Source organism: Acidiphilium sp. MT5, assembly GCF_054767495.1.
On the sequence record NZ_BAABMR010000001.1, the window covers coordinates 269,529 to 295,055 of the forward strand.

Annotated in this window: 19 protein-coding genes; 5 read left to right on the forward strand and 14 right to left on the reverse strand. The window is 60.4% G+C overall.

The window, feature by feature from the left end; translation table 11 throughout:
• Positions 1 to 4 precede the first annotated feature (4 nt).
• The 12 genes from ACYUCQ_RS01275 to ACYUCQ_RS01330 all read right to left on the reverse strand — a co-directional run bounded on the left by ACYUCQ_RS01275 (position 5) and on the right by ACYUCQ_RS01330 (position 17,114).
• A complete protein-coding gene (locus ACYUCQ_RS01275) occupies positions 5 to 421 on the reverse strand; it encodes an EVE domain-containing protein (protein WP_460252681.1) in 417 nt (138 codons plus the stop codon).
• Complete coding sequence (locus ACYUCQ_RS01280) at positions 422 to 715, reverse strand: YciI family protein (RefSeq protein WP_460252682.1); 294 nt, start codon at positions 713 to 715, stop codon at positions 422 to 424.
• Positions 712 to 1,158, reverse strand: coding sequence for a SufE family protein (locus ACYUCQ_RS01285; RefSeq protein ID WP_460252683.1), 447 nt, complete (start codon positions 1,156 to 1,158; stop codon positions 712 to 714). The genes ACYUCQ_RS01280 and ACYUCQ_RS01285 overlap by 4 nt, the downstream gene beginning before the upstream one ends.
• Positions 1,155 to 2,396 carry a tyrosine--tRNA ligase gene (gene tyrS, locus ACYUCQ_RS01290; protein WP_460252684.1) on the reverse strand — a complete coding sequence of 414 codons (1,242 nt, stop codon included), beginning with the start codon at positions 2,394 to 2,396 and terminating at the stop codon, positions 1,155 to 1,157. Before tyrS ends, ACYUCQ_RS01285 begins: the two co-directional genes overlap by 4 nt.
• Positions 2,393 to 3,646 (reverse strand): glycosyltransferase family 87 protein, encoded by a 1,254-nt coding sequence (locus ACYUCQ_RS01295; protein WP_460252685.1) that lies wholly within the window; start codon positions 3,644 to 3,646, stop codon positions 2,393 to 2,395. Before ACYUCQ_RS01295 ends, tyrS begins: the two co-directional genes overlap by 4 nt.
• Positions 3,643 to 5,895, reverse strand: coding sequence for a hypothetical protein (locus ACYUCQ_RS01300; RefSeq protein ID WP_460252686.1), 2,253 nt, complete (start codon positions 5,893 to 5,895; stop codon positions 3,643 to 3,645). Before ACYUCQ_RS01300 ends, ACYUCQ_RS01295 begins: the two co-directional genes overlap by 4 nt.
• 156 nt (positions 5,896 to 6,051) lie before the next feature.
• Entirely contained in the window at positions 6,052 to 7,362 is a 1,311-nt protein-coding gene (locus ACYUCQ_RS01305) for a hypothetical protein (RefSeq protein ID WP_460252687.1), read from the reverse strand.
• A gap of 169 nt (positions 7,363 to 7,531) precedes the next feature.
• Positions 7,532 to 8,695, reverse strand: coding sequence for a glycosyltransferase family 87 protein (locus tag ACYUCQ_RS01310; protein WP_460252688.1), 1,164 nt, complete (start codon positions 8,693 to 8,695; stop codon positions 7,532 to 7,534).
• 92 nt (positions 8,696 to 8,787) lie between these two features.
• Entirely contained in the window at positions 8,788 to 9,831 is a 1,044-nt protein-coding gene (locus ACYUCQ_RS01315; RefSeq protein WP_460252689.1) for a rhamnan synthesis F family protein, read from the reverse strand.
• Entirely contained in the window at positions 9,831 to 13,970 is a 4,140-nt protein-coding gene (locus tag ACYUCQ_RS01320) for a methyltransferase domain-containing protein (RefSeq protein ID WP_460252690.1), read from the reverse strand. The genes ACYUCQ_RS01315 and ACYUCQ_RS01320 overlap by 1 nt, the downstream gene beginning before the upstream one ends.
• A gap of 7 nt (positions 13,971 to 13,977) precedes the next feature.
• Positions 13,978 to 15,762 (reverse strand): methyltransferase domain-containing protein, encoded by a 1,785-nt coding sequence (locus ACYUCQ_RS01325; protein ID WP_460252691.1) that lies wholly within the window; start codon positions 15,760 to 15,762, stop codon positions 13,978 to 13,980.
• 8 nt (positions 15,763 to 15,770) lie between these two features.
• Positions 15,771 to 17,114, reverse strand: coding sequence for a UDP-glucose dehydrogenase family protein (locus ACYUCQ_RS01330; RefSeq protein ID WP_460252692.1), 1,344 nt, complete (start codon positions 17,112 to 17,114; stop codon positions 15,771 to 15,773).
• Positions 17,115 to 17,363: 249 nt separating this feature from the next.
• Between ACYUCQ_RS01330 and ACYUCQ_RS01335 the strand changes: the two genes are divergently transcribed.
• From ACYUCQ_RS01335 to ACYUCQ_RS01350, 4 genes are read left to right on the forward strand one after another with little or no spacing between them, the layout of a single operon-like run.
• Positions 17,364 to 18,401: a hypothetical protein gene (locus ACYUCQ_RS01335; RefSeq protein WP_460252693.1), complete on the forward strand. Its 1,038-nt coding sequence runs from the start codon at positions 17,364 to 17,366 to the stop codon at positions 18,399 to 18,401.
• 21 nt (positions 18,402 to 18,422) lie between these two features.
• Positions 18,423 to 19,115: a leucyl/phenylalanyl-tRNA--protein transferase gene (gene aat / locus ACYUCQ_RS01340; RefSeq protein ID WP_460252694.1), complete on the forward strand. Its 693-nt coding sequence runs from the start codon at positions 18,423 to 18,425 to the stop codon at positions 19,113 to 19,115.
• Positions 19,112 to 19,720: a hypothetical protein gene (locus tag ACYUCQ_RS01345; RefSeq protein ID WP_460252695.1), complete on the forward strand. Its 609-nt coding sequence runs from the start codon at positions 19,112 to 19,114 to the stop codon at positions 19,718 to 19,720. Before aat ends, ACYUCQ_RS01345 begins: the two co-directional genes overlap by 4 nt.
• 7 nt (positions 19,721 to 19,727) lie before the next feature.
• Positions 19,728 to 20,600 carry a protein-methionine-sulfoxide reductase heme-binding subunit MsrQ gene (locus ACYUCQ_RS01350; RefSeq protein ID WP_460252696.1) on the forward strand — a complete coding sequence of 291 codons (873 nt, stop codon included), beginning with the start codon at positions 19,728 to 19,730 and terminating at the stop codon, positions 20,598 to 20,600.
• A 53-nt stretch (positions 20,601 to 20,653) separates the two neighbouring features.
• On the opposite strand, the gene ACYUCQ_RS01355 is transcribed toward ACYUCQ_RS01350, so the two are convergent.
• On the reverse strand, positions 20,654 to 21,304 hold the full coding sequence (locus tag ACYUCQ_RS01355; RefSeq protein ID WP_460252697.1) for a hypothetical protein: 651 nt from the start codon (positions 21,302 to 21,304) through the stop codon (positions 20,654 to 20,656).
• 113 nt (positions 21,305 to 21,417) lie between these two features.
• Here ACYUCQ_RS01355 and ACYUCQ_RS01360 point away from each other — a divergent pair, with 113 nt between their 5' ends.
• Complete coding sequence (locus ACYUCQ_RS01360; RefSeq protein WP_460252698.1) at positions 21,418 to 22,170, forward strand: hypothetical protein; 753 nt, start codon at positions 21,418 to 21,420, stop codon at positions 22,168 to 22,170.
• On the opposite strand, the gene ACYUCQ_RS01365 is transcribed toward ACYUCQ_RS01360, so the two are convergent.
• Positions 22,167 to 25,502, reverse strand: a complete 3,336-nt coding sequence (locus ACYUCQ_RS01365) for an autotransporter family protein (protein ID WP_460252699.1) — start codon at positions 25,500 to 25,502, stop codon at positions 22,167 to 22,169. The two genes, ACYUCQ_RS01360 and ACYUCQ_RS01365, sit on opposite strands and share 4 nt — an antisense overlap.
• Between the last annotated feature and the right edge of the window lie 25 nt (positions 25,503 to 25,527).

Genomic DNA, 25,527 nt, shown 5'->3' on the forward strand with positions numbered 1-25,527 from the left:
TGCACTAACCGATCGTAACGCCGCCCAGCGCGCATAAATGCCGCCATTGCGCCTCGGTTACCGGGCAAACTGACAATCGGGATTGGCGGATCAACGCCATGTCCTGCAAGCCAGGGTCAGTTTTGATCTGCGCGAGCGTTATTGGATTCGGCACCGCGCATTCGGCGCGCATATCAACGGCAACCCAATCACCGCTCTCGGCGGTCGGGTCCGGATAGGCTTCGCGCACGACGCGCACGATACCAACAATCTCGCGGCCAATATTGGAATGATAAAAAAATGCGCGATCACCCACGCGCATCGCCTTGAGGTTCAGCTTGGCGCTATGATTGCGCACCCCAGTCCAAGGCTCAACGCCGTTCGCCACCTGCTGCGCCCAAGAAAACGCATCTGGTTCTGATTTTACCAGCCAATAATGCATTCAGCCCGTCACCACACCATCGCGCACCACGGTGCGAAAGCCGCTTATTTCGACATGGCCGAACAATTCCGCCTTGGTGTATGGGTCTTCGCTGATCAGCTGTTCAGCCTCGTCGCGGCTTTCGACGTTATAGATGATCACGCTACCGCACGGTTGGCCGTCCGGGTCCAAGAGCGGGCCGCCATACGCGATTTTGCCCGAGATCAGTTCGAGATAAGCCAAATGTTGGGGGCGCGCCGATTTGCGCAGTTCGAGCGATCCCGGCTTGTCGTGGGCGATCAAGATGATTTTCACGGCTCTGCTCCTTGGGTTTGTGCAAATTGCTGTATCCGCTCAGCCATCGCGGCAACGCCATTGCCCCGGTTGCCGGAAAGGGCGCCGATCAAGCCCCAATCTTTCAAAAAATTCGCCGGTGTCGCGCGGATCTCCGCCCGCGTCCGCCCCGAATAGACGCGCAATAACATCGCCACCAAGCCACTCACAATGGCCGCGTCAGAAGCCCCGGCGAACAGCAGCGTGGCCCCCTCATCATGCGCTTGCAGCCATACCCGGCTTTGGCAACCCGGCACTAACCGATCCTCGGTTTGCCATTCGGTGGGGAAGGGCGGCAGTGACTTACCTAATTCAATGATGAACTCGTAACGATCCATCCAGTCATCAAACAAAAACAACTCATCATGCAGCGCTTCAATGGCCGCCGCCGTGGTGGCGTGCGTCGGGGTGACAAACGGGCTCATTCTGGCTTGACCAGAATATGCGTTTTCTTGCCTTTGGATAGTTTGATCACCCCATCGATCAGATGATCGAGCGAAATCGCATCAGTCTCAGTGCCGATCACCCGATTATTGACCTGAGCGCCGCCGCCCTGGATCAAGCGCCGTGCCTCGCCATTGCTGCTCGCCAATCCGGCGCGCACCAGCAGCGCGAACGCCGGAATGCCCGCCGCAAGCTCGTGGCGCGGTATCGTGATGCTCGGCAACGAGCCGGCTGTTAGCCCCTCCTCAAAAGTCTGCCGCGCGGTTTCCGCTGCCAGGGCCGCCGCCGCCGCGCCATGGCACAGGGCGGTTGCTTCGGTGGCGAGAATTTTTTTGGCATCGTTGATTTCAGCACCGCCCAATTGCTCAAGCCGGGTAATCTCAGCCAACGGCAAATCGGTAAACAGCCGCAGAAACCGGCCAACATCGGCATCTTCGGTGTTGCGCCAAAACTGCCAATAATCGAACGGCGATAATTTCTCGGCGGCCAGCCAAACCGCGCCGGCGGCCGATTTGCCCATTTTCGCGCCGGAGGCGGTGGTGATCAGTGGCGCGGTCAGGCCGAAACCTTGCTTGGCATCGGTTCGGCGCAGCAAATCAATCCCTTGCACAATATTGCCCCATTGATCCGAACCGCCCATTTGCAGCGTCACCCCGTGGCGGCGGTTCAATTCGCGAAAATCATAGGCCTGCAAAATGGAATAGTTGAATTCAAGGAAGGTCAACCCTTGTTCGCGCTCCAAACGCGAGCGCACCGAGTCGAACGACAACATCCGATTGACGCTGAAATGCACACCCACTTCGCGCAGCAGCTCGATATAGGACAGCCGATCCAGCCAATCGGCATTATTCACCAGAATCGCATCGCTCGCGCCATCGCCAAAATGCAAAAACCGCTCAATATTGGCGCGAATCCCCGCCATGTTGGCGGCTATTTGCGCATCACTCAGCAATTGCCGCGCTTCTTCGCGAAATGACGGATCGCCAATCCGCGTGGTGCCACCGCCAAGCACTGCCACGGGCCGATGACCATGTTTTTGCAGCAGCCGCAACAGCATGATTTGCACCATGCTGCCCACATGTAAACTATCCGCCGTGCAATCAAAGCCGATATAGCCCACGATTTTCTCGCGCTGCATGGCGGCGCGCAGCCCTTCCGCGTCGGTGCATTGGAAAATAAAGCCGCGCGCTTGGGCTTCGGCGAGGAAATCATCAATCATGATACAGGTTCGGCTCCGGCGTGATTACGCTCTGGGGTAGCATGCTCGGCCCGAGGTGCCAATTCCCGCCGCGCCCGCAGCACTGCCCAGAGCACGAAAACCGGCGTCAGCTCGGCATGCAGCGCAATCGCGACATAGGGTAGAAAGCTCGGCCAGACCAGGAGGATCGCATCGGCAATCTCCAAGCGCCGCCGTTGCCAAACCAGGAGCACAATCGCAATCGAATAGCCGGCCAAATCCTCGGCAAAGCCGTAAGGCGAAATCAGCACACCCAAGAGCAGCGTGATCGCCACCCGATTGATCGGGTTGACCCTATGCGAGCGCCACAGAACCCAAGCATAACTTATCGCCGCCAAGGCCGCGATGCCCTGCCCGAACGCGGCGAGCGCCAAATCGGCATGCAGGCTGCGCAACATCCAAAACACCGAGCTGCCGTAAAACTCATAATAGCTGAAATGCGATCCGAGCCGATGAAATGTCGGGAACGGCATGAGTAGAATTTTCCGGCTCATCGGCGCGCCATAGCGAAAATAGGCCGCCCAGACGCCCGGCCCCAGGATCAGCGTGGTGAGCGCCAGCAAGGCCAGCGCCGTTACCGCGCCAACGGCCACGCCCCGCCAGCGTTTGCGTGCTAGCAACACGACCGGCCCGAGCAGCGCCATTTGCGGCTTGATCATGGTGAGTGCAGCGGAAAACCCAGCCCAGCCGGGGGCGTCATCAGCGCGCATCAGCGTGAAGGTGAACAGAGCGGCGGCCAAGACGCTGAGTTGACCGATGAAGGCAGCAAACAACGCCGCCGGGCTGAGGCAGATCGCCGCAATCACCAGCCAGGGTAATTTTGCGCGCCGCAGCAACACCACGCTCGCCAGGGTCAGAGCGAAAAGCCAAACCGCATCACCCATGGCAAGGCCGGTTCGGCCCATCAGCAGCGCCAAGGCCAGGCTGGGCGGCGGGTAAATCCAGGGATTATGGTTGAAGTGGTTGTGGATATGGGAGGCTTCAAACGCATAAAGCCGCGCTGCCTGATAAGCGAAGTCGGGATCGCGCCCTGCGCCCAAATGGCCGGCGGCCCAAAACATGTAAAAATCATTGGCACCATGATCGAGCGGAATCATCACCGCGTGGTCGAACAGATGAGCAAAACAATACAGGTTCCAAGCGAGGGGCGGCATAATCGGCAGCAGCGCCAGCATCCATAAAATGGCGCTGAGCAACATAATCTGCCGGTCAGCGCTGGAGGAGATTTTCACCGCACCACCCGGCGTTTCGCATCCATCAGCACCAAGGCAAGCCAGAGCAGCAGCCCCAAACCAGCGGCAGCACAGGCGCGGCGCTCAAACGGGGGCCGGTAGAAAAACCGGATTTTGCTCCGCCCCGCTGGCAGGTCGATTTGCTGGAATAAGGGTGCGGCTTTACGCACCGTGACGGCATGCCCATTCACCCGCGCGTGCCAGCCGGGGTAAAAAAGTTCGCGGCGAATGAGTGCGCCCGGCTTTGCGCATTGTATGCGCACACTGGTCCGCTTTGGCATGCTGATCGCGCACGCGCTGTCGGGCGTCGTGGCAAAATAGGGTGCGGCATGATCCAGCCGATAAATCCACATGGCCTTGGAGATAAAAACCGGGTTTTGCGAGCTGTGCAGCGGATCGGTATAGGGCGGTGTTAAAATGTAGCGCACGCCGAGTGCCTGATAGGCGGGTAGGTTTTGCCGCAGCATCTGCGCTGCACTTTTGATGCCCGGAATTGCCGTGTTGTTGAGACCAAAAAACATAATTGGTGACCTAAACGGATTGAGCTTTTTGCGGATATACAAGGCCCAATGTTTTGGCATCGGCAACATGGTCATATCCAACTCGGCAACCCGATAATATGAACCATAATTCGGCGCGAGCGGTCCAAGACTATAGGCCCGTTGCAAACCCTGATGGCGACGCAAATAGGCCACGCCCGATAGGTCCAAATGCCCGCGCGCCATTCCCGCCGCTTGCGATAGCCCGAACCCGCCGATTGCATCCAGCATCAGCATCCCGGCAACCAAGCCTTGTCGGGCGCGGGTGGCGCGCTGGCTTAAGCCATAGAGCAAGGTCACGCAGGCCAGAGCAATTAAAACAAGATACGCCACGGCGCTTTTGATTAAACTTGGTGTCAAACTGATCATCGCGATGAAGGCCGACGCTCCGATAATCAGAGCAATGGCGGCAACGAAGCCGATCAACAGAGTGATGCCTGCCATGGCCCGTCGGGCAAACCCAACGCGTTGCCAGTGATCAAAAGCCATTGCGCCCAGGAGAATAAATGCGAAATCAATGCTCGGCACCGCATAGCGTTCGACAACAATCATGCGGATCGCGGGTATCAGCGCGATCAACGCGACGACCGGTTGCAGGCCGAATATCCGGGCTTCCCCGATCAACACCCAGATCAGCAGCAGCCAGCGTAAGCGGCGCAGCGTGCGATCATCGCTCCACAGCCCAGCAATCCCCAGCGTAATTGGCAATAGCCCGATCCAACCGCCTGCCGCCAGCCATGATTGATCGAGCGCCAGCAAGGCTGGATAGGCCCCACTGTGCGGCACCAAAAGCTCGCCGCCAAACGGCCCAAACGCTTGGGGCAAAATTTGTGTGGTAAGCCCCACCGAGGGGAGCGAAGCCGTTGCAGCACCCTGTGCATGAATGCCGATAAATCCGTGTTCAACATATTGAACAAAGGGCACCAAGCCCGGTAGCGTTAGAGCAATGCCAATTCCAATCGCGACAGCAAATCGCCCGATCATGGGGGGCCACGCTTCGCGTTCGCAGCCCGTGAGACGCACGGCGAACCAGAGACCGCCGAATAGATCAGCGAGAAAGCCGGTTTCCGGAAACCCGCCATAAAATGAATAGGCGATTGCAATAATCACCAGTGACCAGCCGGGCGCAAATCGGCGGTGCGAAGTGAGTCCCAACTCAATGCCGAGCAGTAGCAAAGGCAGAAATGGCAGCGTATTCGAAGGAGCGTCAGCGAGGAGAATAAAGGTCGATGAACAGCCAAACATCACCCCACCGAGCAGGGCGGCGAGGCGCGATAGCCGCAGTTGGATCAGCAGCGCATAGGTGAATAATCCGGCCATGGCTTGCATCAGCAACCGAAGCATCAACCAACCCGCGTTGAAATGCAGCAGGAGGGAAAAAGGTAGAAAAAATGCGCCATTCTGCAATTCGGCGGCCAATGGTGCGCCAACCCCCTGATACGGGTCCCACCAGGGCGGCACGCCACGCAGCCAATCCTGAGCGCATAAATGCCCTAATGCTTGGGTGGTGTAGCCGATATTTGGATCAAACCAGTTGGGAAATCCCGGAATCGGGCCGCGCACAAGGCCAGTGGCAAGTTTGCTCACAAATAGCGCGGGATCATCGCGGTAGAAGCCAGCAAGGGCTATGGTATTGGCGGTGAAGACCACCAGCAATAATGTTGCTGCGGGAGCAAGATGGTCGAGCGCCTTAATGCGTTGCCTAATCATCGGCACGAGGGAACTCCCCGTCACGCTGGTATCGCAAGCTCAGATTACAATCCCACGCTCTGAAACATTCAAATGTCATATTGTCATATGTCTTGTATAATTTGACCTGCCTAGACCAAATATAAATAAAATATGGTGAATCTATATAAAAACATTTCAGATAACCATATATCCACGCCAAACCAACGCAATTTCTATACTAGTTAATCCAAACAAAACTGTTAATAGAATTTTGCTTATATATCGATGCTTAGCGCCAAGAAATCCTCCAGCAATGAATATAATCAGAGCAGGATAAAGCAATCTCGCTCCATTTATAAAATAATTATATGTTGATCCAAAAAACCAAATATAGCCAATGACCAAGATCAAGTTTGCTAAGAATAAAATTCTAAATTTCCGATATTTAAACAACAAAAAAATAGTGATCAATGTTGCGATGATGTTGATATCATATTGGAAATAATTATTCATAATAGAAAATTCATAGCTCGAAATTTCAGCATGGCTGTGGATTAATTTGATATATAGCATAACTGTTTTAAAAAAGCCAAGTCCGTACCATGGCGGGAAAAACATCAGTTCAAGATGCGTCAATAGGGTTTCTTTGGGAATTACCGAGCTTGGCACGGCCCATGCGGCCTGCGCTGCCATGAAAACGATGGGATCACCGAACCTCCACCACAGATAAATCATGAAGACCAGCAGGCCAGACACTGAAAGTAAACCAAACCCGACTATTTCGAGGCCTTCTTTGAACTTGCGCGAGGAAAATAACCAACGGAATCCACGATCAAGGCACAAACCGAACGCGACAAATACGACCGTCGGTGCCACGGCTGAGCCGATTCCGCACCATACCCCCGAGCGCATAAATTTTCGATCCATATAGGCATCAATTGCAAAAATTGCACATAAATTGATAAGGCCAGTTGGATAGCCCATGAAGAAGAAACAACTTGCTGGCCAGAATGCGTATAAAGCGGTTGCGTTTAACGAAGCCTGAGAATCAGGAAGTAGTTTTTGGGCGAGACGATCAAACGCAGCGATAGACCAAAGCCCAAACGCAGCGCTAGGCGCAATTGTCGTGATCCAACTTCGACTCTGCATTATAAACATCAACAAGCGTTCAATCAAAGGATATAGCGGGAAAAACGCAACATTCTGATAACGTCCTGGTCGTGTTCCAACCATTGGATTCCACGAATATCCATGTTCCGCGATATCACGATACCAGCAAGCGTCCCAGGTCAGCAGATGCTGAGCAAGACCGGGTCCGTATTCAAACTTACCTGGCGGCAAAAGATGCCCGAGCACGACGCCTACGAATAGAGTTGAAAATACGCCAATATAGATCAATGTGAGGTCGTTCACGCGGTTATTGGCAGCGCTGATATTTTGACCGGCTTGGTCTGTTTCAAATATATTTTGGATAGTTTTGCTTATAAGCCCCATAAAAAACTCCAAAATACATAATTATAGCCGTACATGCGATGATAATGACTATGGAGCCAATGTTCCGTATCAGTTTTTGATAGCATCGTCATGCACTCAAGGGGGCGGCGTAATCGACGCTGGAATATCACGAGAGATATTAGGCACAAACCAATGGCGCCGCATTGTCTTATTTTCCCTCTCATGTCCGGCTCGCATGGATGGCGGCCCAGGCCAAAATCATCGGCGTGATCTCGGCGTGGAGCAAAAGCGAAATATAGGGGCAGATGGCGGGCCACAACAGGAGTGTAACATCGGCGATAGTCAGCCGCCGCGCGCGCCAAATCAGCGCGGCGAGGGCGAGCGTGTAGCTGCTCATATCGTAAGTATAGGCGTAGGGGGTGATGAGCAGCGTCAAGCAAATCGTGATGGCGGCGCGGTTCAGCGGGTCGATCTGCTGATCGCGCCAGAGCTTTGCGCCCCAGAGGATCGCGCCCACCGCGCCCAACGCCTGCCCGGCGAGGCTGATGGACACCGGGAGCGAAAAACTGCGCAGCATCCAGAAAATCGATGCGCCCCAAATCTCCCCGCCTGCCGGAAACGGCGCGAACAGCACGGCGCGCTGGGCTGCCGCGCCGGCGGCAAAAAAATCCCGCCAGATCGGCCAGCCAAAAATCAACGTGACAATCACCATCAGCGCCGTGGCCATCAGGGATGCGGCAGCGAAGGCCGCATAGCGCCGTCCCGCCAGGAGCAAAAACGGGCTGATCAAGGCGGTCTGTGGCTTGATAATGAGCGCCCCGATCAGCGCCCCGGCGCGCTTGGGCGCGCGATCCAGCGTCAGCAAGCTGGCCAGGAACAGCGCCCCGGTGAAAAAACCGAGCTGTCCCAAATTGAGCGACCAAAGCGCCGCAGGCGAGACCAACCCGAGCATAATCGGCACCCAAGCCATCCTCGCCCAGCGCAGCGCCAGCACAGCGGCACCGAGCAAACCAAGCGTCCAGACCACGAATCCACCCCGAAAACCGCCCAATGTGGCCAATGGCATCAGCAGTAATGTCGGCAGCGGATAATACCATCGCTCCGTCCGCACGCCGGTTTCGCGCTGGTTCACCGCAGGGGCAAACGGCGCATAATCCCGTGCAGCCTCGCCATGCCGAACCCAGGTTCCCGCGACCCAAAAGGTGCGGAAATCCGGGCTGGCCTCATTGCGCAGTTGGGTCCGTGTCATGCCCGCAGGCCGCGCGATCACATCGGCCAGCCAGTGCCCGGTGATCCGCAGTTGCAGCAGCGATAAGGGCAGCAGCAAAGCCAGCACCACATACGGCACCCAGCGCGATGGCGACATTCCGCGTGCTTGCTGCATTGACGCATCCATGCGCGCGTCTTACCGGAATTTAATCCGCCGCGCCACAACCATTAAGCGGTGATCCGCGAAGCGTGATCACGGCGCGAGAATCACGGGGCCTCGCCTTTCAGCATTTGCCGCAAATCGGCGCGGATCGGTTCGGGATCGGCGCCAATGTCGTGCCGCAGCACGTCCGCCCAATCGCCGACATCTTCCACCCGGGTTGGGTTATCGCGCAGCAATTCGCGCTTGATGAACGGGTAGCCGGCGAGCAGAAGCTGGCGCCATAAATCTGAGGTCGGGTTCAGCGCCTGGCGCTGGGCGATGGCGTTGCGCAGCCGCAGCACGTGCAGCCAGCGGGTCAAATCCATCGGGTCGACCTTCGCGCCCTGGGTGCCGTCCGCGTCCAAATAGGGCTGGAGCTGTTCGCGCAGCACCATTTTGGTCAGGGTTTCATAAGGCCACACCGCCGCCACCCGCAGCCCTGCTTTCAGCATCGCCTGGGTCAGCCCCACCTCGTAACGATGAATGATGAAGGATTTCGCAGGTGCGGGCAGCACCTGCGTCCAGAATTTGCGGAACCCCGGATGGTGCAAGGCGGTGCGGCCAAACGCGATGAAATAGGATTGCAAATGATAGCGCCGCTGCCAGCTTTCGGTCAGGCCCCAAACATCCGCCTCGTCATAATTGAGCCGCAGCAGCGTCACATCGAGGGGCCGCACCGGGCCAAACACGCTGTCATTGCAAATAATCACTTCCTCGGTGTCCGCGCGCGGGAGCGCAAGCGTTTCAATCGCGTCGCGCCAAGCGCCGAAATCATAGCCGATATTGCGCCGGATCATGATCTGCGCGCCCTCATGGCGCAGCGCCGCAATCGCCGGATCGGTCAGAAAGCCGGAATTGGTGACAAACACCACCGAGCGCTTGGCCGCGATTAGTTCGCGCACATAAGCCAACACCGCCGGGCGCACGCCGCCGCCGCCATCAAAATGCATGAACAGCGCGACGCGCGGGCCGAGTTCGATCCGCTCGGGAATTTGCCTTATCACCTGATGCGGGTTGCGCACCCGGCCCACAATTTGGGCATAGGCAAACACCGCCTGTTTGCGCAGTGTCAGCAGCGTTTCATAAATCAGACGGAGAGAAAGCCTCATCAGACGGTATTATGCTCCGGGTTGATATCAGCAGGTGCCCCGGCATAGCGGAGCGCCATCGCCTGGCCAAGGGCTGACGCTTCCGCGCCGCGCTCGGATCGGTTCAGCGCGATCAATTCGCCCCGCAAAGCCTCCCAGAACAAGCTGGGCGCGACATCGCCGGGTGCGAGTGTTGCGGTCATGCCCCGGCGCACGGCGGCAAAGGCGGCCTCCGCACGGATCGGCGCGTTTTGTGCCAAATGGAACAGGCCGAGCGCGAAATACAGGCTTTGCATCGCCTCGCCCGCCGCGCTGACAAAGGCACCCGCCGGCAAACCAAGCATAGCGTGCAGTGGTGCGGCCTGCGCCATCGCCCCGGCGGCGACGGCGCGGCAAAATCCCTGTTGCGCCAAAAGCTGGATATCGGGCGGGGCGCAGCCCAGCGCGGTCAACGCCGCCAAGCGGTCCGGCAAATCCTCAAGCGCGCTGCCATGCGCGCCCGCCTCGGCCAGATCAAGCCGCAGCAAGCCCAATGCCACGTCGCGCGCCAAATCGGCTGGCAGTGCGCGCACCGCTTGGTGCAGCCCCGCCACCCTGCGCAGATCGGCCTTGGCCGCAACCCGCCGCGCTGCGGCAAAATCGCCGCGATTATTCAACCGCACAAACGCCTCGCCCGGTGCGGTCAGCCGCACCGCGTCCGGCACATGCGGGCAAGCGGCCAGCCAGTGCAGCACCTGCGCCGGATCGCCCGCCGCCAAGTCAAGGGCAATCAGCGCCAACGCCGCATCCGCCGCCGATGGATCATCCTGCATCGCCCAATCGGCAATCGGCTCGGCTTCGCGCAGCGCCAAGGCGCGCGGATAATCGGCCTGGTTGACCAGCGCGACGAACGCACCCAGCACCACCATCCGCCGCGCCGCCGGATCAATGGAGCGCTCGGCAATCCAGGCGAGTGAAGCTGCTGGCTCGCCCTGCACCAAATCCAACTGCGCCAAGGCGAGCGCCGCATCATCGCCGCCCCGATCCGCGCCCGCCCGATCTGCGCGCCTGCCCGCATCCGCAACGAGCGGTGCCACCATCGGGCGCAGCGCCGCCGCCGCGTCATAGCGCGCCTGATTGACCAGCCGCGTGAGCGCCCCCAGCAGCATGCTGCGCCGCATCGCCGGGTCCAATGTCAAAGCGGCGATCCGCCCCGGCACCAAAGCCGGATCACCCACCGCCAAATCGCGCTGCGCGAGCGCAATCTGTGCGTCATGGGCAAGGCGCGGATCATGCGACTGCGCGCGTTGAAGCCGCGCCTCGATGTCGGCAATCGCCTCAGATTCCGCATAGCGCCCGTCCATCACCAGCCGGACGAACGCCCCCAGCAGCAGCAAATCATGACCCAGGCTCGGCGGGTCGAGCGCGGCCAAAAATGGCGCTAAGAGTGGAGCCACCTGGGCCGGATCGCCAATTTCGCGGGCAATCCGCGCCAGAGCCAGCCTGACATCGGCGAAATGCGGATCGCTCGGTGCCGGATCGAGACGCTCGGCCTGCGCCAGTGCCTGCGCCTCGGCGAACCGCCCTTGATTGACCAGCCGCACCAACGCGCCGCCGAGCAAGCCGGCCCGATGATCGCCGTCCAGCGTCAGCCCGGCCAAGCGTGTTGGCACCAAAGCCGGATCGCCGCCCGCCAAATCCAAAACCGCGAGCGCAATGCGCGCATCATGCCCCGCTTGATCGGACAAATCGGCCAGCGACGCCACATCATGCTGCACCGCCAGCGCCCGTGCCGCCGCATAGCGCTGCTGATTGACCAGCGTGGTGAATGTGCCGAGCCAAATGGCGCGCTGACGCGATGCACTCAGCCTGAAACCCGCAATCAAATCCGGCGCCTGCGCCGCATCGCCCGTGGCTATCGCGAGGAGGGAAAGTGCCGCCCGCGCATCGCCATGCGCCGGATCATCGCGCACGGTGCTGAGCGCTGCAATCGGCGTTGCGCGGTCCAGCGCCTGCGCCGCTTGATAATCCCCGTCATTGACCAGCCGAACGAACCCATCGCGCAACAAATCGGCCAGCGCTGGCGGGGGTAAATCCAGGGAAGCGAGGCGTTGGGCGAAATCATTCTGCCGCGCTGCGCGATCCGCCAGATAAAGCCGCCCTAACGCGAGCCGCGCATCAGCCCCCAGCGCATCGCGCCGGGCGCAGGCGCTTGCCACCAAATCATAATGATCAACCAACGAAGCTGCTTGCGCGTAGCGCGCATCATTGACCAGCCGCACCAGAGCGTCCAGCCGAATTTGATCAACCCGCTCCGGCGCAATCGCCCGCCCCTCCAGCCGCCGTGCCGCCTGTGCCGGATTGCCGGTGCATAAATCAAGCACCGCAAGGCTGATCGCCGCATCATCGGCCAGCGCATCATCGGCCATCATGTCGTGCCCGCGCGCAAGCAACGCCTCGATCATCGGCACCAAGTCCGCCGCCTCATCCAGCCGTGCCGCATTGACCAGCCGGGTAAACGCGCCGAGCCGCAATGTTGCCGCGACCGGGCCCGCCGCAACCGGGTCCCCCGCCTCCAGCCGCGCGGCCACTGATAACGCCTGTGCCGGGTCGCCCCCCGGCGCCAAGGCCAATTGCCCAAGCACAATCCAGCCATCATGCCGGGTCGCGGCGTCCAGCCCGTCACGATCAGGATCAGTCAACCCTTCCCGTGCTTGCAACACCCGCGCTGGCGCGATGGCGTCGTGATTGACCAGCTCGATCAGCACCCGCCACACCACGCCTGCCCGATCCGCATGCGGCGCGAGGTGCAAAACATCATCAAGGGCCGCCTGATCACCGGATCGCGCCGCCTCAATCGCCGCTTCCGCGCCGCCGCGCCAGGCAATATCTTCGGCCAGCCCATCATTCAGCGAAAGCCGGGCGAGTGCATCGGCCAGCGTTTGTGCCGCCGCGCGGGCCAGCCGGAACATTCGCTCCGCATGATGGCGCGTCGCCGGGTCAGCGCGCAGGCGGCTCGCTTCGGCATAGAGGATCATGCCGAGATTAAGCGGCATCGCGTCTTTCAACGCATTCAGCTTGAGCGCACGCCAAGAGGCTGGAATTGCCGTAAGCTGCTCCAGGTCAATCCCGAATTGCGTGGCAATCGCCGGCCATAATCGCGCGCGCGCGGCGGCGGCCTGAGTAAAATCCTGATCAATGGTCGCTTCAAAAAAATCCCGGCCATTGAAACCAAGTCCCAAATCACGCCCAAAATCGCTGCCCAAATCGCTGCCCGGATCAATTGCCCGCGCCCGGTTGGCCAAATAATGGCGAAACCGCACCCGCCGCGCCGCCGGGTCATCGCGCAGGCAAGCCAACTGCGCCTCGCTGGTCGCGGCATAGGCGGTCAGGGTTTGGCCATCGCTGCTCATCTGCACCGCGCCAAAGCCGGTTTGCGCCAACAGGCGCCGCAAACTCGCCTCGGTTTGAAACACCATATGAATGCCAGGGGCCAGCAATTGCACCAAGGCGGCCAGCGGGGTCGCAGGGTCAATCGCCGCGCCGTCCGGCGTGGTGAGCAGCAAAATTCCATCCGGCGCCAGCCGCGCGCGCAAGGCGTGCAGCAAATCAATCGGGCGCTGCACATGCTCGATCACTTCGGTCGCCGCAATCACGTCCCAATGCCGCGTCGTTGGATCGGCCTCCGGAAAATACCCATCAATGATGGTGATGCCGAGATTGCGCCCGCCAAGCTGCGCCATCGGCGAGGGATCAATCCCACGCGCCTGCCAGCCCAGGGCATGAATGGCGAAATCCAGGCCAAATCCGTAGCCACAGCCAATTTCCAGGCAGCTTGATCCGGCGGGCCGGTCGATGCGCGAAATTTTATCAGTGATCGGCAATAATCCAGCGCCTTGCTGGATGTGAAACTGGTGCCACCCCCAATCCATCACGTCCGGATCGTGATAATTCGGCACTTTCAGCGGCGGATAAAACCGCGCCGCGCAATCGGGGCAGGCAAACACGCCCTTGCGGTCGCCTTTGGGTAATTTTGGCGCAACCCAAGCAACATCGAGCAGGCGGCGCTTCGCCCCGATGGCACCGCAATTCGGGCAGGAACCCTCGAACGGTGCCGCCGCCTGATCCGCCCAGATAACGCTGATCGCCGCTTCGGGTGCGGTGCGTGCGCTGTCGCTCAAAATCGGTCTAACCGAACAGGCGCGGCACGCGCGCCCGCAGCGCCTCGGTCAAGGCGTCGCGCCGATCCCATAGCGAGCGATACCACGCAATCCGCGCCTCGGTTTGATAGGCCAGCATGCGCTCGCGCGCGACATAATCGCGCGCGGCATTGGCCATGCGCTGTGCTGCATCCGGATAGGCCAGTAGCCGCAGCAATTGCATGCGCAGTGCGTCCGGCGAGCGGAATAATAGGCCGGTTTGGCCATCAACCAAGCTGTTTTCATACACAACCGGGCTGGCGAGCGAGACCACCCGCGCTGCACTGGCTTCGATGAATTTCAGGTCGGACTTGGCCCGGTTGAACAGCGTATCCCCCAGCGGCATGAAGCAAATTTCCGAGCGGGCGAGTGCGGCCTGATAGGACGGGTAGTCGGTGGTGGGCAGGAAATTTTTATGCGGCGTATCCAGCGCATCGAAAAACCCTTGGTCATGCAACACCGTCACCGCCAATCGTGCGCCCACCGCGCGCAGCACCTCATTCAGGGCCGGCATCAGCGGCGCCCAATCTTCCTCGCGATTCAGCGCGGCGAAAAACAGCGTCATCCGCTCAGGATTGGTGAAATTCACCGGCTCGCTGAGCGCGCTGATCGCGTTCGGGAACACCGCGATTTCCGGATTAAAGGCACTCAGCGCCTCGGCCAGCGGTTCGGTGGAGGTTTGGATCGCATGGGTTGCGGTGAAGGTGAATAATTGATCGGACGGAACCCCGTTTTTCTCCATGAACACCGGATGATCATCGAATTCGGTGACCACCAGGAAACCCCGTTCGATCAAGGCGCGCACCCGCCCGATCCCGGCATCGCCCAGCAGCAACGGACGATGCAGCACCGCGATATGCGGTGCTTCGGGCAATAAGGTCGCGAAATCAGGTTCGGTGCGAATACTCGCGAGCACCGACGCATCGGTGGAAATCGCGCGGATCGGCTCGACCACCCGCACATCGGACACACCGCCGATCGGCGGCAGCATCGAGGCATTGACCACGAGGCGCGGTCGCGGCGCTTTTTTGGCGCGCAGGATGAACTGCACCGGGGCGGCGCGGTTCAAATAGTCACCAGGATCGACGCCCAGCGCCGCCAAGGCGGGCCGCATCGCCTCGACAAAGCGGGTCGCCCCGGTTGGGTCGGTCGGGCGCGGGCGAATATCGCACAGCGCCAGCCCGGCATCGCTCACGGCGCGCGCCATCATGCGCGGGGTGAACCAGCGCAAATGGGTCCGGTCCAGCAGCCCTTCGGGATCATAATCGAAACTGCCATTCAGCAGCCGAAACACGATGCTGAAATGCTCAACATTGGGAAAGCACATCACCACCGCGCCGTCATCGTTCAAAAAGGCGGCCTGGCTGCGCAACAAGCTCCACGGGTCGCGCATATGTTCGAGCGCATCGCCATAAATCAAACAATCCAACCCGTTGGGCAGATCAAAGGGCATCGGTGTGGCTTCGACATCGCCGATCTGCACCGCATCGAGCCGTTCGGCGGCACGCGCGCCTGATATGGGATCGCTCTCAATGCCCAAAATTCGCGCGCGCGGATTGCGTTGCCGATAGGCAGCCCCCACCGCCCCGCCGCCGCAGCCGACATCCAGGATCGTGCGCGCGCTCAGCGGAATCGCCTCCACCAAATCAGGATTGGCGTAATCGGGATAATTGCCAATCATTGGAATTAAGCTGCGCGACGCCGGTGGTTTGGTGTCGGTCACGTCATCCAGATCGATCAGCGCTGAACTCGGGTTGGGGGCAATTTCGTTCATGGCGCTGCTTATGCCTCAGCCTTGTTAGGAGCGGAAGGGCGCGTCTTGCCCCGTCCGATGCCGTGATAGATCAACCCAGCGGCGCGGATGGCGTCGGGGTCGAAAATATTGCGCAAATCGATAATAATCCGCCCGCGCATCGAGGCCGCAATGCGTTCAGGGGCCAGCGCGCGAAACGCATTCCACTCCGTCGCGATCACCAAAATATCAGCGCCTTCCAGCGCTTTTGGCACGTCCTCGGCAAAAATCACCGCCGCCGGCAGCAATGCCCGCGCGCCCTCCATCGCGGCGGGATCATAGGCAATCACGCGCGCACCCTCCTCGCACAGCCCGTTGATCAGCGGGATCGCCGGGGTTTCACGTAAATCATCGGTCTCCGGCTTGAAGGCCAGACCCAGCACGGTAATGCGCAAGCCTTGCACCGACCCACCGGCGGCGGCGATCACCCGGCCCGCCAGCCCGGATTTGCGGGCATCATTCACCGCAACAACGGTTTCGGTCAGGCGTGAGGGCGCACCGGCCTCCTCGGCAATCCGTGCCAGCGCCAGCGTGTCTTTCGGAAAGCAGGAGCCGCCAAAACCCGGCCCTGGATGCAGAAATTTCCGGCCAATCCGCCCATCCAGCCCGATACCGCGGGCCAAATCATGCACATCGCCGCCCAAACTCTCGCAGAGATCGGCCATTTCATTGATGAAGGTGACTTTCATCGCCAAAAATGCGTTGGCGGCATATTTGGTCAGTTCCGCCGTTTCCAGCCCGGTGACCAAAATCGGCGTTTCGATCAAATTCAAGGGCCGATATAGAGCGCGCAGCACCGCTTCCGCGCGCGGGGTCTCCGCACCGACAATCACCCGATCCGGGCGCATGAAATCGCCAATCGCGCTGCCTTCGCGTAAAAATTCGGGGTTCGAAGCAATCTCGATCGCCAAGTCCGGACGCCGCGCACGGGCCAGGGCGGCGAGCTTGCGACCCGTGCCAACCGGCACGGTCGATTTGGTGACGAGCACGGTCGGATGATCGAGTGATGCGAGAATTTGCTCGGCGGCGGCAAACACATAGGTCAAATCGGCATGGCCATCGCCGCGCCGGGTTGGCGTGCCCACGGCGATGAACACCGCCTCCGCCCGCGCCACCGCTTCGGCAACCGAGCCGGTGAACCGCAAGCGTCCAGCAGCCGCATTGCGCGCCACCAGGCCGTCCAGACCAGGTTCGTAAATCGGAATTTCGCCGCGTGATAGGCAATCAAGCTTGGCCGGGTCGGTCTCGGCAATGATCACATCAACGCCGAATTCGGCAAAGCACGCCCCGGATACGAGGCCAACATAGCCACCGCCGATAATTGCGATATGCAAAGCGGGATCTCCCTAAAACAATCAAATTGAACCTTAGCTTGTCGCAATCTGGGTGTGCAACGGCAAGCCCCCGCTGATGAAAGGGATCATGACAAGATCGTTTCGGCTTATCCAGTTATTGAGATTATGTAACGCCGAGTAACTTAATATTTGTTGATTTACGCGCATCGAGCGCTCAAATCTATTTTTGTGATGATTTCCAAATACTTATCACGGTTTCGTGAATTGTCAATTCGAGGTCTCGGCCAATTGAGCGCAAGCACTTTGCTGCGCCTGACCATTGGCCGTTGGCCAATGGCGGGCGAGCGCGCAGCCTTTGTGGAGGGTTTCGCCGCCCGAGAGCGTCCGATCCCGCCGATTTTACGCGGTTTGTTGGCGGTGCCGAGTTCGCGGGCGCTGATTGGTAAATTGTCAGACCATCTTTTGGTCGCCGCCCGGGTGACTGAACCGGACTTTTTTCCGCCTGACCCGCCGGCTTTGGGGGGGAATTTATTCACGCTTTGGGAGGGGCCGCCGTTGGGATTCCTGCATTTTGAGAAATGCGGCGGCATTGCCCTGACGCGCTGGTTGACCCAGCAATTTCATCCAAGGCAAATCAATGCCGACCCTCATCGTGATTTAGCGCCACATCTGTTCGCGCGGTTCGAGACGCTTGCGCCCTATGCGTTGGTGTGGGGTCATTATGATTTGGCGTTGCTCACCCGGGATGATCCGGCGCGGCGGATTATTTCGCTCCTGCGCGATCCGTGTGATCGGTTGGAGTCCCTGTATTATTATTGGCGCAGCGTGGACCCCGCACGGATCGACCCGGATTTGAGTTTCGCGGTGGCCCAGGCGCATCGTTTGTCGCTTGAGGAATTTCTCGATGGTGATGATCCGCTGACGCGCGATTTGATCGATAATGTTTATACAAGGCGGCTGACCGGGCTTTATGCAACCGGGGCGGCGGTTGACCCGCTGGTGGCGGACCCGGTGGCAGCCCTTGCGGGGGCACGCGCAGCGTTGGACCGGCTGGATGCAGTGGGGATTACCGAACGGATGGAGGAGAGTGTGGCGCATTTTGCCGCGCAGTTGGGTTTGGCGTTGCCACGCGAAACGCTGCGGGCCAATGTAACGGCGGATAATCATCGCACCGCGGGTGGGTTTTTTCGCCCGATGCGCCGGGGGCTGCGCGGGGGGGCTGTGCGAGCGGCGTTGGAGCGGCGGACGGCGCTTGACCGGGTGCTCTATGATCGGGCGGCGGCGCGCTTACCGCAATGTCATGCAGCGCTAGTTGAAGCCGCGTGAAATAAGCGCGACAGTGCGGGCATGTCCGCGCGTTTCTATACCATCGATCCTGAGACGTTGCTGCGGGCCTATCGCCTGGGATTTTTTCCGATGGCGGAGACGCGGGACTCGACCAAGCTGCATTTTCTCGATCCCGAACAGCGCGGGGTTTTGCCACTTGATGGGTTTCATTTAACCCGGCGGCTCGCCCGCACGGCGCGGCGGACGGGGTTGCGGGTGACGGCGGATGCGAATTTCCCCCAGTTGATTGGCCTTTGTGCGCAGGCCCGACCGGAGCGGCCAGAGACGTGGATTAATCGCGAGATTGAACGGCTATTTTGCACCTTGGCCACGATGGGGCACGCGCACTCGATTGAGGTATGGGACGGCACGCGGTTGGTGGGGGGATTGTACGGGCTGGCGATTGGAGGGGCGTTTTTTGGCGAGAGTATGGTATCGCTGGAGCGTGATGCGTCGAAATTGGCTTTGGTGCATTTGGTGGCGCGGCTGCGGCTGGGAGGATTTTTGTTGCTGGATACGCAATTTCTGACCAGCCATTTGGCGCGCTTCGGGGCGCTGGAACTGGCGCGGGCGGCGTATCGGGCCCAGCTGGCGGTGGCGGTGGAGCGGCCCGCGCGTTGGCTGGCTGCACCATCGGTGTCAGCGCTTGAGGCGGAAATTATGACTTTGCGGCGGTTGTCGCAGCAGAGGGAGCCGGAGATGGAGCGGATATGACATATCGCTGGGGCGCATGGATCGGGGCGTTGATCTGGATCGCGGCGGGGCCGGCGTGGGGGGCGGTGCCGATGTTTTTGCCGGACCATGACATTGCCGGCACCTATCGGCTGAGCCAGCCGGGCAAGCCGAGTACCACCTGGCGGGTGCGCTATAGTGCGGGGGCGGAGGTTGCGCGGGCGCGCAGCCTGGATGGCGCGGCGGCGGGGATGGTGATTTTGCTGAATATGCGATCGCGCAATGCGATCATTGTGCTCGATCAGATGCATGCGGTGGTGGCGGTGCCGGGGGTTGGGGCGGTGCTGGATCGGGTTTTGACCGGGGATGGGGCCCAGTTCACCCGGCTCGGCAATGCGCAAATCGCCGGGCATGAATGTGCGCGCTATTTGGTGTTGAAGCGCGGGGCGGCGGGGAGCGTATGTTTGACCCGGCATGGCGTGTTGCTCGCTGGGCAGGGGCATGACCGGCAGGGGGCGGTGCGGATTACCGCTTTGTCGGTGCAGGATGCGGCGCAGCCGGCGGGGGCGTTTGATCCGCCGCCGGGCTATTCGCAGATTACGCTGCCGCCCGCGATGTTGGCACAACTGCTTGGCGCTTCGGGTTAGGTGCGGCATGGTTGCTGTGCGTGAGAGCAAGCCCCGGCGCCGGGCCAAGATTTTTGCAGCCCCTTGGCGCGATCCGGCGGGACGGTTTTCATGGTTCAAAACGGCGACCTTGGTTTGCGTGGTGCTGCCGGCGTTGTTCGTTGTTTGGCAGGCGCAAATGGGGCGGCTGGGCGGGCGGCCCTTGCATCATGCGATGTTGGAAACCGGATTTTGGGCGATCCGGTTTTTGCTCCTGTGTCTTGCGGTGACGCCCGCCCGCAGCCTGTTTAATTGGCCGCGCGTGGTGCAGGTGCGGCGCATGTTAGGCTTAGCGGCGGCATTTTATACGATTGTGCATATTATTTTATATGCGGGGGATGAAGGTTGGGGGTTGGGTTTTGTTCTTAATCAAATGTTCACGGTATTTTATTTGATTTTGGGCACGATTGCGACTTTGGGCTTCATCGCACTCGCCGTGACATCCACCGATGCGGCGATTATGCGGTTGGGGCGGCGCTGGAAATTGTTGCACCGGTTGATTTTTCCAATTGCGATCCTGTCATTCTGGCATTTTTTTCTGACCCAGAAAGTCGATGTCGGCATTGCGCTGGTGCCGGCGGGGCTGTTCGCTTGGCTCGGTTTGTGGCGACTGCTCAAGCCGGATTGGCGGCGCTCCTGGTGGGTGATGGCCGGGCTGGCGGCGATATGTGTGGTGCTGACGGCGCTGGTGGAGGCGGGATGGTACGCGCTGCACTCCGGGTTTAATCCGCGCTTGGTGCTGGCGGCTAATTTTTCCACGGCACGGCTCAGCCCGGCGGTGCTGGTGGCGATTGATCTGTTGATCCTGCTCGGCGTTATTTTGCTCCGGCGCGGGATGATGCGCGCAACCGTCAAGCGCTGATTTTTGCTCTTTTTTTGTTTCCTCTCCGGAACGATTTGGGCAATATTCTCCGCCTAACGCTCGAAATTGATTTTTGCGCGGGCGGGGAGTGCGTAGATGTGGCCGGGGAGTGTGGGGCGTGGCGGCGGAGCAGGATATTTTGCCAGCATATAGTCGTAAAATGACGGCTCCGCCTTTTTTTCTCTCCGCCGCGCTGGTTTGCGCTGTGGTTTTTGCTCCGGTTTGCGGGGCTTGCGCGGTAATTTGAGGTAAGCAGGGAGCGGGATTGCGAGCATGTGGCAGATTGGGCGCAGCACGCGACCGATTCGGGGATTTTCGCCGTGGAGGAGCGACAAGCCAGGGTCTTCGAGGAAGCGGATGAGATGACCGCGCACATAGGGGATGTGATGGCCGGGGAAGGTTTGCAGCAGCCAGCCATTTTGCCCCGGCAATTTGCTCTTTTTTGCGCCGGCTGGAGGTGTTGGCGCGGGTTCGGGTGCGGTTTGAGCTTTGGGCTGGGGTTTCCGTTCGCGGATGGGGCGGGGATTGCAGGAGAGAGAACGGAAACGGCGGGAGAGGAGCGAAATACGGTGCCAGACGACCCATTTGAGGGCGAGATTAAAGCGGGCGTAGTCGGGGGCGCCGAGGGTTTTGCGGAGCATGTGCGCGATCGCGGTGAAGCGGTCGGCGAGACTCTGTGCGAGGGGGTTAGTGACCTGCTCCATTTCGCTAACATGGCATAAGAGGGGGTGGGTGCGAAAGGGGAAAATGCGATGATGGGATCGGCGGGCGGATGGTTGGTGCGGGGCGTGGTGGGGTGGCGCGGAAAGGTGGTGTGATGGAGAGAATATTTATTCATTTGGGGACGCATAAGACGGGCACGACATCGTTTCAGCGTTTTATGCTGGAGCGGCGGGAGTGGCTGCGGCGAGCGGGTATTGAGCCGTATATTGAGACGCAAGAGGGGGCGGCGGATGCGAATTGTTATCGGCTGGTGCATGATGTGTTGCGCGCCGAGGTGATGACGATGTCGCGCTATGTTGGGGCGGTTGCGCCGCCGCATGACGCGCGGCTGGCGGCCCTTGCGTGCCATGTGCAGGAATTTTTAGCGGGGGCGCGGGCGGCTGGACGCAGTGTTTTATTCAGTGCCGAGGCGTTCAGTTTTCTGCGGAATGCGGCGGAATTGGGGGCGCTGCGGCGGGTGTTGGGCGCTGAGGCGGGGCGGATTGTGCCGCTGGTGGTGTTTCGGGAGGATACGGCTTGGCGCAGGAGCTGGGTTGCTGGGATTGCGCGTCATCCGGTTGCCGGGCCGCGGATGGCGGATGCTGATTTTCCGCTGCTGGGTGATTGGTGGTTCGATAAACAGGCGATTCGGGCTTTTTGGGCGCAGCTGGGGCCGGTGACGGCAATTGAGTATGAGGCGGCGATGGAGCGCGATGGGGATGTGATTCCCGCGTTGCTCGGGGCGATGGGGTTGGATTGTCCGGGGGATTTGCATTTTCGGTTGAATGTTAGTCCGGTTACCAATCCTGTTGCCGACCCGATCGCTGGTGGGGGCGCGGTGGGAAACCGCGCCCCGGAGCGAAATTAGAAGTTCCAGTTGAGGCCGGCGTTGACACCGTTGCTGGTGACGCGGCTGGCGAAGCTGCCGTTATAGGCGATGTTGGCGGAGATTTTGGGGGTGAGGCGGACGGCGAGGCCGAGTTGGGTGATGGCGGCGTCGCGACCGGTGCTCACACCTTGGACGGTGAAGGGTTGGCCTGCGGTAAAGCTGAGGGCTTCGGTGGGGTTGACGGTGCCGTAGGCATGTTGCCAGCCGAGTTTGGCGAAGGCGGTGATGGCGCGGCCTTTGAGCATGAAGTTGGTCTCCGCGCGGGCGCCGATTGTGCTGATGCCCATGGATAGGGTGCTGCCATAGCCGTGTAGGGCGGCGCTGCCACCGGATTCTTGGAAGGCGGCGCTGGAGAGATTGATATAGGCGAGCTGGGCGAAGGGCAGCAGGTTGACGCGGTGGGCTTTGATCATGGTGGTGAGCGGATAGCCGACCTGGCCATAGATTTGGGCGGTTGAGGCGTCGTAGCGGCTGGTTTCGGCTTCATTGACGCCGGGGAGGGCGACGCTGCGGGTGGTGGCGAGGTAATTCTGGCCGTAGGTGGCGCCGAGGCTGATCAGGACGCGACCCAGGCGGCGACCGCCATAGAGGCCGACATAAGCGTCATCGCTGGAGCCGGAGGCGGCGCGGCTGGGCAGGGAGAAGGAGGCGCTGCTGTAGCCGGCGAACAGGCCCGCGCGGATTTGCGGGTTGAGGGCGGCGTCCGCGCCGACGACGAAGCCGCCGAGGGCGTCGGTGAGGGTGCCGGCATTGCCATCACTGCTGAAATGGGTGCCCGCGCCGAGGCCTTCGCCCCAGAACACGATGGCGTGTTGACCGGGTTGGGCCATTTGGCCGGTGGCGGCGTTGGGGAAGGTGGGATCCAACCCCGCTGGATTGAGCATTGAGAAGGCGCGTTGATCGACGGCGTTGCGCACGATGCCCGCATCATTGAGGGTGGCTGAGAGAATGCTCGGGTGGATGTCACCGGAGAGTTCGTTGGCGGCGGCTTGGATTTGCGCGCCGGTCATGAGATTGGTGACGGCGATGAAGGTGGCGTTAGTGCTGGGCGTGCTGTTCAGCCCGGCGAGGGTGGCGGCCTGGTTGCGGGTGGTGGCGAAGCTGGCGAGGCTGCGGCGTTGGACGATTTGCAGATAGAGGCTCTGCGGTGGATCGACCAGTTCGAGGCCGAGCGAGGCGGTGAGTGCGCTGTTCAGCAAAGTGTAGTTGCCTTGGATGCCGCCTTGGGCGTCCAGCACCGAGAAGCGCGACAGGGTGTAGGGTTGGACTTGGCCGACCGGGATTGCATCGAGGATCGCGCCTTGGCCGAGATCGGCGACGCCGGAGACGACGATTTTGCTGGATTGACCGGGCTGGGCGGGGTTGAAATAGGCGACATAGGTGCTGCCGGCACTTTGCAGAAAATTGCCCGATACTGACAGGGTTTGGAACTGGCCGGGAGCGGTGCCGGGGGCGATCATGCCGGTATTGGCGACGACGAGGCCGTTGCCGATGCTGCCGGTGCCGGTGAGCAGGCCCGCATCGATCACCGAGCCGGCGAGCGAGCCGGTGAGGGCGAGTTGCGCGCCGGGGCTGATGCCGGTGCTGCCGGTGAAGCTGTTAGCGCCGGAGAGGGTTTCGGCGCCGCCGGCGATGATCAGGCTGCCACCGCTGCCGCCGATCAGGCCGCCATCGGCGAGGGTGCCGGAGAAATTGCCGCTGGCATTGGTGAGCTCGAGCGTGTTAGCACCAAGGGCGACGGTGCCGGTGCCGGTGAGGGATTGGATTTGGGCCATGGCGCTGACGCGCGAGATGTCAAACGTGCCGTTATCATTGACGCCGGAGGAGGTAGCGATGGAGCCGGGCCCGGCGAGGCCGAGCCAGCCGCCTTGGGCGATGTTGGTCGCCCCGGTATAGAGATTGGTGCCGGTGAGCTGGGCTGAGCCGCCGGTGGTGATGCTGAGCGGGCCGGTGCCAGAAATCACGCCAGCGATGCCTTGGGCGGCCATGGCAGAGGAGATGGTGTAGCCGCCATTATTGGTCGAGATCGGCGTGTCGGTCACGTAGAAGGGGGTGTAGCCGGTTTCTTGGTTTTGTAGATCATACATCACCGAATTATTGAAGAAGAACGAGATGCCGTAGAGGGCCTGGCCTTGATTGGTGAAGCCATCGGGGCCGGGGGTGGTGACGTTGCTGTAATCGCCGGAGGAATCATTGCCGGTGAGGATGGAGGTTGGTTGATCGCCCGCGCCGGTGCCGGTCATGGTGAGTTTCACGCCGGGGACTTCATCGCCATATTGATTGACATTGCCGGCGGCGGTTTGGGTGGTGAGCAGGCCTTGATCGTTTAGATAGATCGAGGGGGTGCCGGAATCGAGCAGGGTGGTTAGGACCACGCTATAGGGGCTGCCGCCGAGCGTGTAGGAGAAATTCAGATCGAACTGATTGGCATCGACCGGGGCGTTGCTGAGCGGGAAGGTGCTGGTGGAGGCGGCGTTCCAGGGGACCAGGCTGATGAATTGGGCGCGCACGGCGGCGTTGAGATTGAGGATGACATTGCCGCAGGCGGTGCAGCTTTGCGGGCCATTCAGCTCGGAATTGGCCGACACCACATAGCCGGTGGTGGTCAGGTTGCCGAGCACGCTGTTGCTTTGGAACGGGCCGGCACCGAAAATGCCGAACAGATTATAGCCGCCGCCATCTTCCGGGCCGATGCCGGCGTTGAGGTTGGTTTGCCAGGTCGCGTCGTAATACATCGGGATTTCGCCAACCAACTCGCTGGCCGTAAAACCAAAATTAGTGATTTCGTTGAACGTGAAGCCATAGCCGATGGCGGGGAGAAAATAACCGACTTGCGCGCCGGCGGTATCGCCGGCGAGTGAGGCTTGGGTTGCGACATTGCCGGTGTTGATCAGAACCGGGATGCCCTGATTGTTCGAGAAATTGGCGGCTTGGGAGCCGGTGCCGGAATTATAGAATTGGATCGAGCCGATCGTGCTGTTGGCCCCCAGATTGCCATAGGTGCCGTTGCCGTAGAGATTCATCGCGGGCACGGTGGGCGTGATCGGCACGCCGGGGATGATTGGGAACCAGGGCTGGCCGTTAGGGCTGGACCCGACATCGATGTTAAAGGCGGTGGAGCCGGTGTCGAAAATATATTCTTCCGGGGTTGCGCCATTGACGCCGACATTGATGCCCAGACGGTCAAAGCTTTGGCCACCTGCGGCCTCGGTGATGATGTCAAGCGGGATGGTGATCGGTTGTGTTGATGTTTGTGCTGCTGCGTGCGCCGTTATCAGTAACGAGCACGTGATCGCCAAGAAAACCCGCATGCTTAGTTTTTGACAGCCAAGTCCA

Bases quoted from the DNA above. Each gene is read 5' to 3' on its own strand.
- ACYUCQ_RS01360 (WP_460252698.1), top strand. From the start codon at position 21,418: ATGGAGAGAATATTTATTCATTTGGGGACGCATAAGACGGGCACGACA.
- ACYUCQ_RS01285 (WP_460252683.1), bottom strand. From the start codon at position 1,158: ATGAGCCCGTTTGTCACCCCGACGCACGCCACCACGGCGGCGGCCATT.
- tyrS (WP_460252684.1), bottom strand. From the start codon at position 2,396: ATGATTGATGATTTCCTCGCCGAAGCCCAAGCGCGCGGCTTTATTTTC.
- ACYUCQ_RS01325 (WP_460252691.1), bottom strand. From the start codon at position 15,762: ATGAACGAAATTGCCCCCAACCCGAGTTCAGCGCTGATCGATCTGGAT.
- ACYUCQ_RS01345 (WP_460252695.1), top strand. From the start codon at position 19,112: ATGACATATCGCTGGGGCGCATGGATCGGGGCGTTGATCTGGATCGCG.
- ACYUCQ_RS01355 (WP_460252697.1), bottom strand. From the start codon at position 21,304: ATGGAGCAGGTCACTAACCCCCTCGCACAGAGTCTCGCCGACCGCTTC.
- ACYUCQ_RS01365 (WP_460252699.1), bottom strand. From the start codon at position 25,502: ATGCGGGTTTTCTTGGCGATCACGTGCTCGTTACTGATAACGGCGCAC.
- ACYUCQ_RS01275 (WP_460252681.1), bottom strand. From the start codon at position 421: ATGCATTATTGGCTGGTAAAATCAGAACCAGATGCGTTTTCTTGGGCG.
- ACYUCQ_RS01315 (WP_460252689.1), bottom strand. From the start codon at position 9,831: ATGAGGCTTTCTCTCCGTCTGATTTATGAAACGCTGCTGACACTGCGC.
- ACYUCQ_RS01300 (WP_460252686.1), bottom strand. From the start codon at position 5,895: ATGATTAGGCAACGCATTAAGGCGCTCGACCATCTTGCTCCCGCAGCA.
- ACYUCQ_RS01350 (WP_460252696.1), top strand. From the start codon at position 19,728: ATGGTTGCTGTGCGTGAGAGCAAGCCCCGGCGCCGGGCCAAGATTTTT.
- ACYUCQ_RS01310 (WP_460252688.1), bottom strand. From the start codon at position 8,695: ATGCAGCAAGCACGCGGAATGTCGCCATCGCGCTGGGTGCCGTATGTG.
- aat (WP_460252694.1), top strand. From the start codon at position 18,423: ATGTCCGCGCGTTTCTATACCATCGATCCTGAGACGTTGCTGCGGGCC.